Source organism: Streptomyces sp. NBC_01446 (assembly GCF_026340095.1).
GTDB classification, from domain to species: Bacteria; Actinomycetota; Actinomycetes; order Streptomycetales; family Streptomycetaceae; genus Streptomyces; species Streptomyces aureus.
Window position 1 is genome coordinate 842399 of the sequence record NZ_JAPEPO010000002.1, and the last position, 16571, is coordinate 858969.

Below are 16571 nucleotides of genomic sequence, written 5' to 3' on the forward strand. Positions count from 1 at the left end.
GTGCGACAACGTCAGAATCATCGAGGCGCACGACTTGTGGCGCACCAGCACCGTCTCCTCCGTCGCACAGGACGGCGAGATCGTGATCGGCGACGCCACATCCCGCGCGACGACCCACTGCGCAGGCTTCCGCACACATCGCTCGGGCCACCACGCGCGGATCCGGCAGCACCATGAGATCCATCGGGACAGCTGGTCCGGCCGGCGCGCCTACAGCCAGCGTGGCCCCCCCACCCTGGACAACTACCGGCTCGCGGTCGCGGGCATCAAGGCGGACGACTCCCGGCCGCGAGCGCCGACATCCGCGCAGACTGCGGTACGGGCATCAGCTGAGCGCGCACAGGGACACCGCGGACGGGCGAGGTCAGCTGTTCTCGCCGTAAGCCGCCGCGATCTCCTCCGACTGCGCCCACCGGCTGTACGTCGGCTGCTGCGGCCAGCCCTCCGGCGAGTCCTGCCACTCCTCCTGGCGGCCGTACGGCAGCAGGTCGACCAGGCCGAACAGATAGCTCAACCGCTCGACGCCTCGACCGTCGGTGTGCCAGGTCCGGTACACCTTGTCGCCGTCGCGCAGGAACACGTTGACCCCGAATCCGGCGTTCGGCGGGGCGCCGACGTCGCTGCCGAAGGAGCTGTTGGCCGTCGAGTACCACGTCATCTCGTTCCCGACCTTGCGCTTGTAGGCGAGCGCTTCCTCGATCGGGCCCTGGGTGACGATCACGAACCGGGCGTCGAACTTCTCCAGGCCCATGAGCCGGGTGAACTGGGTCGTGAAGCCGGTGCAGCCGCTGCACTGCCACTCGGCGTCCTCGAACCACATGTGGTTGTAGACGATCAGCTGCGGGTGGTCGCCGAAGATCTCCGCGAGGCGGACCGGGCCGTCCTCGCCCTCCAGTACGTAGTCGGGCATCTCGACCATCGGCAGCCGACGGCGCTGGACGGCGATGGCGTCGAGCTCCCGGGTGGCGGCCTTCTCCCGGACGCGCAGCGCCGCCAGCTCCTTCTGCCAGGTGGCCGCGTCGACGACGGACGGCAGGGCGTTTTCGGTGGTGGACATGGTGCCTCCGGACGGATCTGGTGCCTGTCTGGGAGTACTGACTCCCGGGGCGGCCGGAAGTCATCGGCCGCCCCCCAGCAAGATCGCACCGGCGACGGCAGCCGGCATCTCCAAGGCCCGCACGATCAGCCGACCGGCCGGACCACTGCCCTGCCGTTGCCCCCCCAGGGCGCCGTCGCCCGCTACTTGTTCGGGCCCCGGAAGCGGCCGAACGCCTTCGTGAGGGTGGTCAGCGGCGAACCGTCCAGTCTGACCGAGCCCGGGTCGGCCGGCCGGGGCACACCCGCGCCGCCGGTAGCCTCCGCCAGCGCGGCCTGCGCCGCCTCGGCCGCCTCCCGGTACAGGTCACAGGACTTCGTCATCGCCTCCAGCGCCTCCGCGTACCTGGTGACCATGCCCTGGGCGTGGAACAGCTCCTCGTCCGGAGTCAGCAGGTGCCAGCCCTGGCGCAGCCGCGTCAGGGCCCGCTCGGCGTCGGCGGGCAGCGGCCTGGGCAGCGCGGCGAACTCCTTGATCCTGTCGAGGAGTTCGGTCGGTTCGGAACCGTCCAGGAAGACGCTGCGCACCGTGAGGCGTTCCGCCTCGTAGCCCGGGAGGGGCGGCACCGTGGGCAGGACGACGGCGCCGCCGCGCGGCATCCGCACCCTCAGCTCGCGCTTCATCGCGAAGTCGGCGATCTGCGCCTGGTCCGGCGTGCCCCGGTGCTCGACCACCCGGTGCCGCAGGCTGGGCGGCAGGAACGCCGAGACCGGCTTCTGCCCCATCGCGTCCGGCGTCATCGCCTCGTGCACCACGACATGGATGAACCAGCTGTTCCGGGTGCAGTCCCGCAGCCGGTGGCGCAGCTCGTCGTCGTCCTTCGGCAGATGGTTCGCCGCGCGCAGGCGCACGCCGGGCACCGTGTCGTGGTCCCAGTCGACCCGGTCGCTGTCGGGCCAGAACATGGTGGCGGGCGAGGGCCAGTGCGGGTCCCACGCCCGCTCCGCCTCGGCGGCGAGGATCCAGGTGACGCCCTCGCCCTCCTTGCGGCGGGCCTCGGGGTCGTACGTAGTCAGCTGTGCGCGCACGGTGACGTCGTCGGCGACACGCCAGCGGGCCTCGAAGAGGCGGCGGGCCGCCGGACCGGGGTCGGCGGATTCGTCCCGCGGGTGCAGGGTGGTGGAGCGGGCCGCCTCGACGGGGTCGAGGTCCAGGAAGTCGTCGAGCACCCCGGCCGCCTTGAGGGCGATCAGGTTGCGCCGGACGTCCTGCTCGGGTTCGGGCCCGAGATGGCGCCCGCGCCCCAGCCACGCGGTGTCGGGGGCGGTGGTCGAGGAGCTGCTGTTCTTGGCCATGGAATCGTTCTGTGGGTGATCGGGGGCTCGACCAGTATGGTCCCTGCACCCGTCGATGGAAGGGGAACCCCGCCCCCGACTTGCATCAATCGCGTGGGAGCGGGACGAACCCCGACGTCAGGCGCAGGGTGGCGGCTCCGGAGCGTGGTGCGTGCGCGCGTCGACCGCCGGCGCCTGGAGCACCAGTACCGACAGGTCGTCCTCGACCGGGCCCGTCCCGAAGTCGTGTGCCGCTCGCCGCACATGCTCCGCGAGCGCCTTGGCACCGAGGCCCATGCCCTGGCGGAGCACATCCGCCAGACCGTCGTCGTCGTCCAACTGCCAGTTGCCGCGGCGCCGTTCGGTGACGCCGTCGGTCACACACAGCAGCGTTTCGCCGGGCGCGAGATCGAAGGTGCTGGCACGGAATTCGGCGCCCTCGTCGATACCGAGCAGTATCCGCGGTTCGCAGGCCGGTTCCACTCTGCCGTCGGTGAACAGATGGAGGGGCGGGGGGTGGCCGGCGCTGGCGACCCGGCAGCGGGCTCCCGCCACGCCCGGTTCGACGGCCAGCTCCCCGTACAACAGGCTCAGGAAACGGGTGGCCGCCTGCTCGCCCTCGTCCGTGAGTGCTTCCGCGCTCTCCTCCGCCATGGCGGTGTTCAGTCGGTCGAGCACCGATTCGACGCCGTGGCCTTCGCGGGCCAGGAGCCGTACCAGATGCCGGGCGAGGCCGGTGACGGACATCGCCTCCGGGTCCTTCCCCTGCACGTCCCCGAGCAGGAAGCACCAGCGTCCCTCGCCCTTCGGGAAGATGTCGTAGAAGTCGCCGCCGACGGTCTGGCCCTCGCCGTGCGGCTCGTAGACGATCGCGCTGTCGATTCCCGCGATGCGTGCCAGGCTCGTCGGCAGCTGCCTGCGCTGGAGCGCGACGCTGATGGTCGTCTGTCTCGTGTACTGGCGGGCGGTGTACACGGCCTGCGCCACGCGGCGAGCCACGTCGTCCACCATCCGCACCACCGCGTCGGTCATGTGCAGGTGGCCCGTCCGGCCGAGCAGGAGTACCCCCACGTCGGTGTCACGGATGGTGAGCGGGAAGGCGAACGCCGACCCGCCGGCACGGTCGGACCCGCCGCTCTCCGGCCAGGGCCAGGGCGTGCCCCCGGCGCGGATGCCGGCGGACGGCGGGATCCGCTCCAGTTCCTCGCGCAGCGGCACGATGCGCCGCTCGTCGACGTGCCAGACCCGGGCGAGTTGCAGCCCTCCCCCCGGGGTTCGCAGCCAGATGCCGCACCAGTCGGCCAGGCGGGGTACGAGCAGCTGGGCCGCGAGCGCCGCGACCATGCCCTGGTCCAGCTGCCCGGCCAGGAGCTCGCTGGTCTCGGCGAGGAACGACGGGCCGCTGCGGTCGACCCATTCGGCGGCGTAGCCATGGCTGCGCGCGAGGTGGTCCGGCGGCCTCGCGTCATCGGGTGCGGCCTGCACGGTCCCGGGTGCACCGGTCTCGCCGGTACGGGCCGGGGTGGCGTCGGTGGCAAGGGGGCCCGGCTCCGCCGACGAGGACTCCAGCCGGAACCACACCCGCTTCTCCGACCGGCGGTAGGTCACGCCCCATGCCTGGGAGAGCGCGCTCACCAGCTGGAGGCCGTAGCCGGGCTCACCGTGCCGGGCGTCCGCCGCGCCGCGTACGCCTCTGGAGGGGTGGCGGTCCGCGACCTCGACGACGACGGCCATTCCGGCATTCGGGTGGCGCTCCAGGCGGCAGACGACGTCGATGTCGGTGCCGGCGTACACGACGGCGTTGGTGACCAGCTCGCTGACCAGCAGAACGGCGTTGTCGACGAGCCCCTGCGGGACCGTCCCGGGAGCGGGGACCGGGTCCTGGCCGGGCGGCGTCGCGGTGGACGTCATCCGGCCCGTGAGCACCTCACGCAGGAATCGTCGCGCCTGTGCGGACGCGAGCTGGTTGGCCGGCAACTCCTTGCTGCACACGAAATCAGCCGAGTGTGCGGGCAACGGGATCACGACGCCCCCTGTGTGCGCCAACAGCGGTGGGAGAAGTATTTTCGCGCCCCTTATAATATGACAAACATGGGCAAACAGGCCGCTGGTGCGCACGACGAACTCCGGGCGGAGGGTGGTTCATGACCATGGACACGACTCGGCCCGACGTGGCCGGCCCCACCACGACGGACTCCGGACAATGGGTCCGTACGAGTGAGCTGCGCCCGCTTCTCGCCACGATGAGGGCCCTGTGCGAAGGCGATTTCACCGCGCGCGCGGACGGTTCGCCGGAAGAGGGCGAAGCCGCCCCGAATGACCCGGTCGTCGCCGAGATGGGAGCGGTCCTCAACCAGATCATCGCGCGGAACGGTCACCTCGCCACGGAGCTCCAGCGCGTCCGGCACGAGATCATCCGGCGGGGCCGGCTGGACGAGCGCATCTCGGCGAGTCCCGGGGCGGGCACCTGGACGACGAACGTCGAGGCCGCCAACACGGCGATCGAAGCGCTGGTGGGCCCCGTCGCCAAGGCCACCCGGGTCCTCGACGCCGTAGCGGACGGCGATCTGACGCAGCACGTCGACCTGCACGACGGAAGCCGCCAGCTCCGCGGTGACCTGCGACGCCTGGGCATCGGTGTGAACCGCATGGTGGACCAGCTCTCGCTGTTCACCGGCGAGGTGACCCGAGTCGCCCGCGAGGTCGGCACCGAGGGGCGTCTGGGTGGCCGTGCGAAGGCACAGGGCCTGTCCGGAGACTGGCTCCATGTGACCGAGGCGGTCAACACGATGGCGTCGCGTCTGACGGCGCAGGTGCGGGACATCGCGGTCGTGACGACCGCGGTGGCACGCGGAGACCTGACGCAGCAGGTGACCGTCGAGGCCACCGGCGAGCTGCTGGAGCTGAAGCTCACCGTCAACACGATGGTGGACCAGCTGCGGGCGTTCGCCGACGAGGTCACCAGGGTCGCCCGCGAGGTCGGCACCGAGGGCCAGCTCGGCGGGCGCGCCCAGGTCAGGGGCGTATCGGGGGTCTGGAAGGACCTCACCGACAACGTGAACTTCATGGCGTCGAACCTGACCTCCCAGGTCCGCAACATCGCCCAGGTCACCACCGCCGTCGCCAACGGCGACCTGAGCCAGAAGATCACCGTGGACGCGCGCGGCGAGATCCTTCAGCTGAAGTCGACGATCAACACGATGGTCGACCAGCTGTCCGCCTTCGCCGACGAGGTCACCCGCGTCGCGCGCGAGGTCGGCACCGAAGGACAGCTGGGCGGCCGCGCCCAGGTCAGGGGTGTGTCCGGGGTCTGGAAGGACCTCACGGAGAGCGTCAACTTCATGGCCAACAACCTGACCTCCCAGGTCCGCAACATCGCCCAGGTCGCCACCGCCGTCGCCGAGGGCGACCTCGGGAAGACGATCACCGTGGAGGCCAAGGGAGAGATCCTTGAGCTGAAGTCGACGATCAACACGATGGTCGACCAGCTGTCCGCCTTCGCGGACGAGGTCACGCGTGTGGCCCGCGAGGTCGGCACCGAGGGCAACCTGGGCGGTCAGGCCCAGGTCAGGGGTGCATCCGGGGTCTGGAAGGACCTCACCGACAACGTGAACTTCATGGCGCTCAACCTGACCTCCCAGGTCCGCAACATCGCCCAGGTCACCACCGCCGTCGCCAACGGCGACCTGTCCAAGAAGATCGACGTCGACGCACGCGGCGAGATCCTGGAGCTCAAGGACACCGTCAACACGATGGTCCAGCAGCTGAGGGCGTTCGCGGACGAGGTCACGCGTGTGGCCCGCGAGGTCGGCACCGAGGGACGGCTCGGCGGCCGCGCCCAGGTCCACGGCGCCTCCGGCGTCTGGGAGAACCTCACGGACAACGTCAACTTCATGGCCGACAACCTGACCTCCCAGGTCCGCAACATCGCCCAGGTCGCCACCGCCGTCGCGCGAGGCGACCTGTCGAAGAAGATCGACGTCGACGCGCGCGGCGAGATCCTGGAACTCAAGACCACGATCAACACGATGGTCGACACGCTGTCCGCGTTCGCCTCCGAGGTCACGCGTGTGGCCCGCGAGGTGGGCTCCGAGGGGCAACTGGGCGGCCAGGCCCGCGTGGAAGGCGTCTACGGGACGTGGAAGCGCCTGACCACCAGCGTGAACGAGCTGGCCCTGAACCTCACCACCCAGGTGCGCGCGATCGCCGAGGTCGCCAGCGCCGTCACACAGGGCGACATGTCCGGCTCCATCTCGGTGGAGGCCCAGGGCGAGGTCGCCACCCTCAAGGACAACATCAACCTCATGGTGGCGAACCTCCGTGAGACGACCCGGGCCAAGGACTGGCTGGAGTCCAACCTGACCCGTATCGCCGGACTCATGCAGGGCCACCGCGACCTGGTCGAGGTCGCCGACCTGATCCTGCGCGAGCTGACCCCTCTGGTGAACGCCCAGTACGGTGCGTTCTTCCTGGCCCGGGCGGCTGCGGAACCGGGCGACGACCTGGAACTCCTGGCCGGTTACGGCACCGGCCAGGAAGAAGGCCACAGGCCACGCCCCCGGCTCAGCCTCGGCGCGCCCGGCTGGGGTCTCATCTCCCAGGCCGCCGCGGAGAAACGGCGCATCCTCGTCGACGCGGTCCCCGCGGACTACATCACCATCAGCTCCGGCCTCGGCGCCGCGCCGCCGGCCAGCGTCGTCATCCTGCCGATCCTCTTCGAGGACCGGGTGCTCGGCGTCATCGAGCTCGCCTCGTTCAGCCGCTTCAGCGAGGTACACCTCGCCTTCGTCGACCAGTTCGTGAACACCATCGGTGTCTCCATCAACACCATCATCGCCAACTCCCGTACCGAGTCGCTTCTCTCGGAATCGCAACGCCTCACCGCCGAACTGCGCCAGCGCTCCGACGAGTTGCAGACCACGAACGCCGAACTGGAGGAGAAGGCGGCGCTGCTCGCCACCTCCTCCCAGTACAAGTCCGAGTTCCTCGCGAACATGTCGCACGAGTTGCGTACGCCCCTCAACTCGCTCCTCGTACTGTCCCGGCTTCTCGCCGACAATCCCTCCGGCCGGCTCTCCGCGGAGGAGGTGGAGTTCGCAGTCACCATCCACCAGGCGGGCTCCGACCTGCTGCAACTGATCAACGACATCCTCGACCTGTCGAAGATCGAGGCGGGCCGGATGGATGTGCACCCCAAGACGCTGCCGCTGAACAAACTGCTCGACTACGTGCGGGCGACGTTCCAGCCGCTCTCCGGGGACCGGGGCCTGTCGTTCGACATCAAGGTCGGCGAGGACGTCCCCCTCGAGCTCTACTCCGACGAGCAGCGCCTCCAGCAGATCCTGCGCAACCTACTCTCGAACGCGGTGAAGTTCACCTCGTCCGGCGGGGTGGAACTGCTCGTCGAGCGCGCGACGCCCGCGGACTTCGAGGAGGAGACACTGCGCGACGCGGACGAAATCATCGCCCTCTCTGTCAAGGACACCGGAATCGGCATCCAGCCGGAGATGCTCAGCGGGATCTTCGAGGCGTTCCAGCAGTCCGACGGCGCCACCAACCGCAAGTACGGAGGCACCGGTCTCGGCCTCTCCATCAGCCGTGACATGGCGGCCCTGCTCGGTGGCAGGATCACGGCCGAGAGCGAGCCGGACGTCGGCTCGACCTTCACCCTCTACGTCCCTGTGCACTACACATCCCCCGCTGTGGAACCGCTCCCCACGGCCGGCGAAGTGCAGGCCATCTCCGGGCCGGGCTCACCGGCCCGCCGGCCCACGGCCCGCGCAGGAGCCCCCGCGGAGATCGACGTGTTCACCGACCCGGTGTCCGTGCCCCGCACGGGAACCACCCGTGCCGCCGAGGACCTCGCCGCGCTCGACGTCGTGGACGAACCGTCCACCTGGCCGGAGACGACCCGGCTCAAGGAGTGGCTGACCGGCGGCGCCGCCGGGGTACTGGCCAACCGCCGCATCCTGATCGTCGACGACGACATCCGGAACGTGTTCGCGCTGACCCATGTGCTGGGCCGCGTCGGAATCACCGTCAAGTACGCCGAGAACGGCCGCGAGGGCCTCGAGGTCCTCGACCGGACACCGGATGTGTCTCTGGTGCTGATGGACATCATGATGCCGGAAATGGATGGCTACGAGATGATCGCTGCGATGCGGCGCACACCTCGCTTCGCGAACCTGCCGGTCATCGCACTCACTGCCAAGGCGATGCCGGGCGACCGCGAAAAGGCGATCGAGAGCGGTGCCAACGACTACATCCCCAAGCCGGTGGACGTCGACAGGCTGCTGTCGGTGATCTGCAGGCTGCTCGACCCGCACACCCGCTCGGAAGCGCCTCCGGACGCGTCCGGCGACGACACCCCGGGGCGGACGCTGTGACGGCGCCGCAGGGAGCGGCGGCGGACGCCTCCAGCATCCTCATCGTGGACGACATGGAGGAGAACCTGGTCGCCCTCGAAGCCGTGCTCGGCTCGCTCGCCCGCGTGGTCCGCGCCCGCTCGGGCGAGGCGGCGCTCAAGGCGATGCTGCGGCAGGAGTTCGCGGTCGCGCTCATCGACGTACTGATGCCGGGCATGAACGGCTTCGAGACCGCCGCCAACATCAAGGGCCTCGACCAGACCAAGGACGTCCCGATCATCCTGCTGACCGGGGCGGCGGTCGACCCGAACTACGCCTACCGCGGCTACACCGTCGGCGCGGCGGACTTCCTGGTCAAACCGTTCGATCCCTGGCTGTTGCGGACCAAGGTCAACGTCTTCCTGGAGCTGCACCGCAAGAACCGCCAACTTGCCGATCAGGCCGAACAGTTGACACGTCTCCTGGCGGTCGACGTGCCCACGGAACCCCCCGAGGAACAGCACCGCCTTGCCGACGTGGAACGTCAACTGGCCCAGGTGCAACGCCTGCTGCGCGAGAGGGAGGGTACGGACGGACCCGATGCGGCGGGTCTCGCCGACCGGATCGCCGTACTGGAAAGGGCTGTCGGAAGGCTCCTGGAAGGCCAAGAACAGTAGGCGCACGCCCGGCGTGCCCTGCCGACCGCGCCCCCAGGCGGGGGCCGACGGCGTTCGATGATGGCACCCTCAGTCACGCCCCTACCCCCACGTGCTCGCGTCGGCACTCCGACATCACGCCCGGCTCCCCTTGCCGGAAGCCCATCGAGGCACCCCGCACGAGCAAACCGTGACGGCCAGAGCATGTGATTCAGTTCACAACGTGGATCCGATTCACCATACGGATCACGCCGACGTCGGCGCTTGGTCGAGGGGGATGACGCGGGCCGTGGCACCGGCGGTGGCGATGACCACCCCGTCGGAGTCGGTGAGGCCGGCTTCCAAGAAGGCGATGTCCCCCGCCCGGTGCACCACTCGCCCCTTGCCGATGATCCGGCCCGGGCGGACGGGCCTCAGGAAACGCGTGTGGAGTTCCAGCGTGGACTGGAACTGGTCCGGTTCGAGCGTGGCCAGGAGTGCGGGACCGACGGTGTCGTAGAGCATGGCCGCGAGAAAGGCACCCAGCACGTTCCCGGCCGGATTGGTGAAGTCCTCGGTCGCGGTGAAGGCCAGCTCGACGGTGCCGTTGTCGCCGTCCGCGTCGAGGACCTCCAACCCCAGCGTGGCCGCCGCCCGCGGCAGCGGGGCGCGCCCCTCCACGGCATCCCAGAACGGCCCGGATCGCCCGGTCATCGCACCCCTCCCAGGTCGAGAGTTGTGTCGGGATTTCTCCTGCCGTTCCCATTCCCCTTGTCCGCCTCCCCCGCTGGCCTCACGCCTGATCGTCCAGCAGGAAGGATCCGTACTGGGGCTTGCCTGCCCGTTCGTAGACGCAGTATTGAACGCCGGCGCCGGTGGCGCCGGACTCGGTGAGCGTCCAGGCGACAGGGGCGGCGCCTTCGGCGAAGAGCCGCTTGCCGGTTCCGAGGACCACGGGGTTGATGAGCAGCCGGTACTCGTCGACGAGGTCATGCTCCTGCAGGGTGCGAATGAGGTCGCTGCTGCCCTGCGTCATGATCACGCCGTCGACCTGTTCCTTGAGCTGTGCGACGGACTCCGCGGCCTCGCCCTTGAGGAGATGCGAGTTGTTCCACTCCAGGCTGCTGTCCAGGGTGCGCGAGGCGACGTACTTCGGCATCGCGTTCAGCTTCACGGCGATCGGGTCGTTCTCATCGGTCACGCGGGGCCAATGGGCGGCGAAGATGTCGTACGTCCTCCGGCCGAGGAGGAGATGGTCGGCGGTCTGCTCGAAGACCCCCGTCATCAGGACCATGAAGTCCTCGTCGACATAAGGGACTTGCCAGCCGCCGTGCTCGAAGCCGGCGTCGACGTCCTCACCCGGACCGCCCGGAGCCTGCATGACGCCGTCCATGGTGATGAACGCGGTGACGATCAGTTTGCTGCTGCTCATGACGCTGCCTTCCCATGCGTGTGGTGATCAGTAGCGGTCGGCGGATAGGAGGTAGCCGTAATAGCCACCCAGGATGGGTCAACGAGGGTTGCCGAATTATTCGCGCTTCAGACAGGTAATGCATGCCACCCCCACCCCCGCAACGAGGCGGTCGGCCTTTCACCCGAGCGGCCGCCGGGCTCGTCGAACGGCGCCTGTGTCACACTCCGCCGCATGACACATGATCAGACCGGTGAGACGCTGAGCGTCGGGCAGCGCGACTCCGAGCTCAACGAGCGCTTGTCCCAGGGCTTGGACGAGGTCAACTTCCCTGCCACGGGAACCACTGCCGCAGATCAGAGTTCGCTGTCGGTGAAGGTGGTCGACGACGCCGGTGAGCTGCTCGGGGGCCTTTCCGGCTGGACGTGGGGTGGGCTGCTCGGCATCGAGATGCTCTGGATCCGTGAGAAGAGCCGTAAGGACGGGTGGGGATCGAAGATCCTCCTGGCCGCGGAGGAGGAAGCGCGCCGACGAGGCTGCGACCGCGCCTGCGTATCGTCCTTCACCTTCCAGGCACCGGAGTTCTACCAGCGCCACGGATATGTCGAGACCGGGCGGACCCTGGGAATCCCGGGCGGCGCCGAAGATGTCCACATGTTCAAGAAACTGGATTAGGTCTCGAAGAACCGGAGGTCTCGGCGACGTCCACGAGATGTCGGCCGGCGGAGAGTCCTCACGGACCGCACCGGCGGCAACCGCCCCTTCCAACGGGCCGTCCACGTGGCGGCCCAGGCCGTCGCTCTATCCGCCTACAGCGAGGGGCGGCGGCGAGGAGCCGTCCTTCAACGGTCAGCTCCTCGCCGGTGCCACGTACGCTCAGGCAGGGAAGTTCATCAGGGCCACCGGCGCGGAGGTGGGTTTGGGCGATCCGCCCGCCGGTTCGACGGTGATGCCCATACCGGACGCCTGGTCGACGGGGCCGTCCAAGAGAACGGCCTGCGCCCGCGAGGCGGGGTCGAGCAGGCCGGCCGGACGCATCGTGTCGCCGTCGGCGAACCACAGTTGGTAGACCTTGCCGGACGGCGGCTTGGCCAGTCCGGACGACACGAACGCCGCCTTGTCACGGCTCTTGGAGACGACCACCGTGGCGCTCGCACCGCCGCCGAGACGCGCGGTGCCGGCCTTGGCATCGGGAGCCCCCAGGACTGCCGCGAGCTCCGCCGACCGCCGTCGCTCCGCGCTCGCCTCGGCCCGCGCGTCCCGTGCCTCCTCGTGCTGCCACACCGCGACGCCGCCAAGACCGGCGGCGGCCACCAGGCACGCGGCGAGTGCCCAGCGCGACGCGCGGCGGCCCCGCGCCGGGTTCCCGCCGCCCCGCGAGGGCTGCTTCGGGAGCGGCGACTCCTGGCGGACATTGGGGATCCGTCCCATCACCCGGGCCTTGAGCTCGGGCGGCAGGGTCTCACTGACGGCGAGCCCCAACCTGCCTGCTGTGGCCGCCAGTTCAGCGACTTCCTGGGTGCAGGCCTCGCAGGCCCCGAGGTGGCACTCGAACACGGCCCGCTCGTCCTCGGACAGCGCGTGGAGCACGTAGGCGCCGGTCAGCGTGTGGACATCGGCGTTCGTCATGCGTTCACCCCCAGGCAGTCGCGCAGGCGGATCAGACCGTCCCGCAGACGCGTCTTGACCGTACCGAGAGGCAGCGCGAGCAGCTCGGCCACTTCCCGGTACGTGAGTCCGCGGTAGTACGCCAGCGTCACCGACTGGCGCTGGAACTCCGTCAGGCCGCGCAGACAGCGGCGTACCTGTTCACGCTCGAGGCGGTGCTCCACCTGCTCGGTCACCTCGTCGAACTCGGGGGTGCGGTCGAGGAAGGCGGCCTGCCGCTCCCTGGCGGCGGAGGCCTCAACCGATCGGACCCGATCGATGGCACGCCGGTGGGCGAGGGTGAGTACCCAGTTCGTGACTCCTCCCCCTCATAATTGAGGGGGTTTCTCGCTACGCCGCTACGGCTTCGCGACGGACCAGCCCGGCCCGTAGAACGTTGATGGCGCCCACGGTGTCCGCGTGCGCTGTGTGGCCGCACGAGACGCAGTGGAACTTTGCCTGTGTGGGCCGGTTCTCCGCGCTGGTGTGCCCGCATGCGGGGCATTGGCGGGAGGTGTTGCGGGGGTCCACGGCGATCACTTCCCGTCCGGCGCTTTCAGCCTTGGCGGCCAGGATCGTCAGGAACACCCCCCATCCGGCATCCGCGATCGAGCGGTTGAGTCCGGTCTTCGCGCCGGCCCCGTTGGGCAGGAAGGCGCCCGACGTGTCGGGGTCGGGCTTCGGCGTGGCACGCCGGACCATGTTGCGGATCTTGAGGTCTTCGTGCGCGATGAAATCGTGTTCGCGTACGAGGTCAAGGGCGGTTTTGTGTGCGTGGTCGAGGCGCTGGCGGCGCACCTTGCGGTGCAGCTTCGCGACCTCCTCGACCGCTCGCCGGTGATTGGCTGTCCGTTTGTCACGGCGCACGCGCGGAAACCTCGACAGGGCCTGCTGTGCGGCTTCGAGCTTCGCGGCGTAGCTGCGCCCGTGGCGCGGGTTGGGGACGAATCCGCCGCTGGAATCGGCGAGGAAGCTGGCTACGCCCAGGTCGATCCCGACGACGGAACCCGTCGCGGGCAGCGGTTCGGGCTGGACCTGTTCGGCGGTCAGCACGACGAACCACTTTTGGCCCTCACGTTTGACGCTGACCGTCTTGACCCTGCCGGCCACGGGCCGGTGCTGGTGCACCCTGACGTGCCCGACCCCTTGAAAGCGGACGCGCGTCACCGGATCGTGCGGCGTGGAGTCCCACCGGCAGCCGTCCCCGTCCTTCGGGAACTCCACCGTGTCGAACCAGTTCACCCCACGAAAACGCGGATAGCCCGGCTTCTCACCCGACTTGACCCGGCGAAAGAACGCCGCGAACGCCTTGTCCAACCGCCGGAGCGTGGCCTGCTGTGAGCTGAACGACCAGCGGCCCTGACGCTCCGGGTCGAAGGACCGGATGTCCTTCAGCTGTGCGGACTGCTGCCCGTACTTGATGCTGGTCTTCGACGCGTGCCGGTAGGCGTCACGGCGCTCCTGCAACGCTCCGTTGTAGAGCGAGCAGTGATCACGCAGCATCTCGCCGAGCGCCTGAGCCTGCCGCACCGTGGGCCGCATGAGGAATTTGTACGCACGCATCACCCGGCCCACCCCCTTCAGCTCTTGTGAGCAACCTAGCCGAGGCCACTGACAACCCCCTCCACAGACGGAACACCCGTGCACACATGACCGGTCAGAACAGCCCCGAGATGCGTTTCCCGCCCCGGCCGAAGCCGGAGATACCCACGCAAGAGAAGAGGACGTACCGCGGTCGGGGCGGTAGCGGGCGGCGCTGCGCCACACCTCGATCAGGACCTCCTGGGCCACCTCCTCGGACTGCGCGTGGTCACGCAGCACGCTGCGCACCACTCCGAAGACCGGCCCGGCCACCCGGTCGTACACGGCGGCGAATGCCTCCTGGCTGCCCTTGGCGGTCCGTCCCATGAGCTCCTGGAGATCGGGCTCCGGCGCGGGTGACGCCCCAAGGGGTGCGATTCGGTTCACGTGGCGATCTTCCGGGAGGGAACGGCGGGACACCGGTAATGCGTAGCCAGGGCGCCGGCGGATTGGTGCTGATGCGGACGAGTTTTCCACGCGGTACGCGGTCCGCTTCAGGTCCTGTGTCACCGGTGCCGCGGCGAACATCCCGGCCAATCCGTCCCCGCCCCGGCTCCGGATTACTGCTGAGTCCTCGGCGCGGGTAGTCGGGCGGAGGCGCGGAGCAGGAGGAGTGGATCGTGACGCGTGCGGCACAGGGCGTACGGACGGCGGTCGTGGGAAGCGGCGTGGCGGGTGTCACCGCGGGGCACATCCTTGCGCGCCGCCACGACGTGGTGATGTACGAGGGCGATGACAGGACCGGCGGTCACGCCCAGAGCCACGACGTGCCCTCGGCCGACGGCCGCCTGCACCGGGTCGTTTCGGGGTTCATCGTGCTTCGACGACGCGTTCCGCCGCATGTGGACCTTCTACCTCGCGTACTCCGAGGCGGGGTGCCGCGCGGGCTACCTGGACGTCCAGCAGTACCTGTTCACGAAGGACGGCCCGCGCGGGGGTTCGGCGACCGTTCCCGGCCGGGCGGGGCCGGGCGGTGAACGGGTTCGACTGAGCCGCCTTCGCCCGGAACCTCGCACCGGCCGCGGGCGCGGCGCTCCTCGTCATGGCGGTCACCTTCGCCGTCGCCCTGCGCACGGGTCTGCACCGGATCGTGGACGTGGCATGGGGCATCGGCTTCACGGCCGTCGCTCTCGTGTCCTACGTGATGTCGGCCGGCGACGGCGACCCCGGACGGCGGCTGCTGGTCACCGTGCTCACCGCGGTGTGGGGCCTGCGGCTCGCACTGCACATCGCGCGGCGAGGGCGCGGCCACGGCGAGGACCCGCGCTACGAGCGGTGTTACGAACCATGGCCCTGGACTCCACGACGTGGAACGGCGCAACTCCTCGACGTGGACAGCGTCGCCGCGGCGGGCCCCTGCGATCAGCGATCGTCACCCTGTGTGATCAGCGCAGGTGAGGACTTGCTCGATGCCCACGTCACGCTCCGAGGGTGCACAGTGGATGACGTGGGCCTGCGGCGGCGCTTGGGAGGTCTGTGGCAGCGGTGGCAGCCGAGTCACGCGCTGGTGATGCTTCCGCTCGCGCTCATCGTGGTGATCACGGTCGTCGACATCCTGGTGCCGGCCGACGTGCATCTGGGGCCGCTGCTGGTCGTGGCCCCCGCGCTCACCGCGTCCTTCGCCGGGCCCCGCCTCACGGCTTTCATCGGGGCCCTGGCGATTGGGGCGCAGGCGTTCATCGGCATCCATTTCGGCGTCCTGAACACACGCAATGTGATGGTGCAGGTCTTCTCCCTCGCCGTCCTCTCCGCCCTGATCGTGTTCTTCTGCCGCGTGCGCGAGCACCGGAGACAGGAACTGGCCAGAGCGCGGTCCGTGGCCGAGGCCGCGCAGAAGGCCCTGCTGCGGCCGCTCCCCCACCACATCGGCCCGTTGCGGATCGCCTCGCTGTACCTGGCGGCGGAGGACGAGGCCGAGATCGGCGGCGACCTCTACACGGCGACAGGCACCGACGACGGCGTACGGATGATCATCGGGGACGTGCGGGGACACGGGCTGTCCGCCGTCGGCGAGTCGGCGCTGCTGCTCGGTGCGTTCCGCGTGGTCGCCGACCAGCACTCCACGCTGCCCGCGCTCGCCGTCGCCCTGGACCGGAGTGTGTCCCGCTACCTCGCCGATTTCATCGAGGCGGAGGACGAGATCGACGAGCACTTCATCACCGCCCTGCTGCTGGAAATCCCCAGCGACGGGCACACGACGCGTATGACCTGCTGCGGACATCCCCCGCCGTTACTGCTGCACGAGCACCACGTCCGCACCCTCACCAGTCCCCACCCGGCCCCGCCCCTTGGCCTTGCCGGGCTGCCGGCCGCACAGTTTCCCGTCGACGAGTTCGCCTTCGACGCCGGTGACACCCTGATCCTCTACACGGACGGGGTCACCGAAGCCCGCGATGAAGGCGGGGTCTTCTATCCGTTCGCGCAGCGGGTCGAGCAGTGGACCACGAGCAGCCCGGAAAAGCTCCTGGATCACATTCATCGTGACCTCCTCGCCCACTGCCGAGGACATCTCAGCGACGACGCCGCCATCATCGCCATCCGGCGCAATACGACCCCTTGGCCGGGCGGCACCGACCGGTAGGC

General features: G+C 69.5%; 11 protein-coding genes and 3 pseudogenes. 5 read left to right on the plus strand and 9 right to left on the minus strand.

The genetic code is table 11. From position 1 onward, the window contains the following. Window positions 1-364 precede the first annotated feature (364 nt). The 3 genes from OG456_RS41505 to OG456_RS41515 form a co-directional block, all read right to left on the minus strand. Window positions 365-1057 (minus strand): DUF899 family protein, encoded by a 693-nt coding sequence (locus tag OG456_RS41505; protein WP_266570249.1) that lies wholly within the window; start codon window positions 1055-1057, stop codon window positions 365-367. A gap of 182 nt (window positions 1058-1239) precedes the next feature. Further along, window positions 1240-2391, minus strand: a complete 1152-nt coding sequence (locus tag OG456_RS41510) for a hypothetical protein (RefSeq protein ID WP_266570250.1) — start codon at window positions 2389-2391, stop codon at window positions 1240-1242. Window positions 2392-2508: 117 nt separating this feature from the next. Beyond that, the gene (locus OG456_RS41515) at window positions 2509-4362 is read right to left on the minus strand and encodes a SpoIIE family protein phosphatase (RefSeq protein ID WP_266570251.1); all 1854 of its coding nucleotides are present in this window, start codon (window positions 4360-4362) and stop codon (window positions 2509-2511) included. A gap of 158 nt (window positions 4363-4520) precedes the next feature. On the opposite strand from OG456_RS41515, the gene OG456_RS41520 reads away from it, so the two are divergent. Next, window positions 4521-8756, plus strand: coding sequence for a HAMP domain-containing protein (locus tag OG456_RS41520; RefSeq protein ID WP_266570762.1), 4236 nt, complete (start codon window positions 4521-4523; stop codon window positions 8754-8756). Beyond that, window positions 8753-9391, plus strand: a complete 639-nt coding sequence (locus OG456_RS41525) for a two-component system response regulator (protein WP_266570252.1) — start codon at window positions 8753-8755, stop codon at window positions 9389-9391. Before OG456_RS41520 ends, OG456_RS41525 begins: the two co-directional genes overlap by 4 nt. Window positions 9392-9616: 225 nt before the next feature. Here the strand turns inward: OG456_RS41525 and OG456_RS41530 are convergent, their stop codons facing one another. Beyond that, window positions 9617-10063, minus strand: coding sequence for a PaaI family thioesterase (locus tag OG456_RS41530; protein WP_266570253.1), 447 nt, complete (start codon window positions 10061-10063; stop codon window positions 9617-9619). Between the two features lie 79 nt (window positions 10064-10142). Beyond that, window positions 10143-10781 carry a dihydrofolate reductase family protein gene (locus OG456_RS41535; RefSeq protein ID WP_266570254.1) on the minus strand — a complete coding sequence of 213 codons (639 nt, stop codon included), beginning with the start codon at window positions 10779-10781 and terminating at the stop codon, window positions 10143-10145. A gap of 213 nt (window positions 10782-10994) precedes the next feature. Between OG456_RS41535 and OG456_RS41540 the strand changes: the two genes are divergently transcribed. Then, complete coding sequence (locus OG456_RS41540; protein WP_266570255.1) at window positions 10995-11435, plus strand: GNAT family N-acetyltransferase; 441 nt, start codon at window positions 10995-10997, stop codon at window positions 11433-11435. A gap of 201 nt (window positions 11436-11636) precedes the next feature. On the opposite strand, the gene OG456_RS41545 is transcribed toward OG456_RS41540, so the two are convergent. The 4 genes and pseudogenes from OG456_RS41545 to OG456_RS50930 all read right to left on the minus strand — a co-directional run. Then, window positions 11637-12389 carry an anti-sigma factor gene (locus OG456_RS41545; RefSeq protein WP_266570256.1) on the minus strand — a complete coding sequence of 251 codons (753 nt, stop codon included), beginning with the start codon at window positions 12387-12389 and terminating at the stop codon, window positions 11637-11639. Beyond that, window positions 12386-12721, minus strand: a pseudogene (locus tag OG456_RS41550) (sigma-70 family RNA polymerase sigma factor); the annotation flags it as partial. The pseudogene OG456_RS41550 and the gene OG456_RS41545, both read right to left, overlap by 4 nt. A gap of 37 nt (window positions 12722-12758) precedes the next feature. After that, complete coding sequence (locus tag OG456_RS41555) at window positions 12759-13973, minus strand: transposase (RefSeq protein ID WP_266570257.1); 1215 nt, start codon at window positions 13971-13973, stop codon at window positions 12759-12761. Between the two features lie 168 nt (window positions 13974-14141). Then, a pseudogene (locus OG456_RS50930) lies at window positions 14142-14516 on the minus strand (sigma factor); the annotation flags it as partial. Between the two features lie 92 nt (window positions 14517-14608). Here OG456_RS50930 and OG456_RS41560 point away from each other — a divergent pair. Together OG456_RS41560 and OG456_RS41565 are read left to right on the plus strand one after the other, a co-directional pair. Beyond that, a pseudogene (locus OG456_RS41560) lies at window positions 14609-14830 on the plus strand (NAD(P)-binding protein); the annotation flags it as partial. A 200-nt stretch (window positions 14831-15030) separates the two neighbouring features. Further along, the gene (locus OG456_RS41565) at window positions 15031-16569 is read left to right on the plus strand and encodes a SpoIIE family protein phosphatase (RefSeq protein ID WP_266570259.1); all 1539 of its coding nucleotides are present in this window, start codon (window positions 15031-15033) and stop codon (window positions 16567-16569) included. Window positions 16570-16571 lie beyond the last annotated feature (2 nt).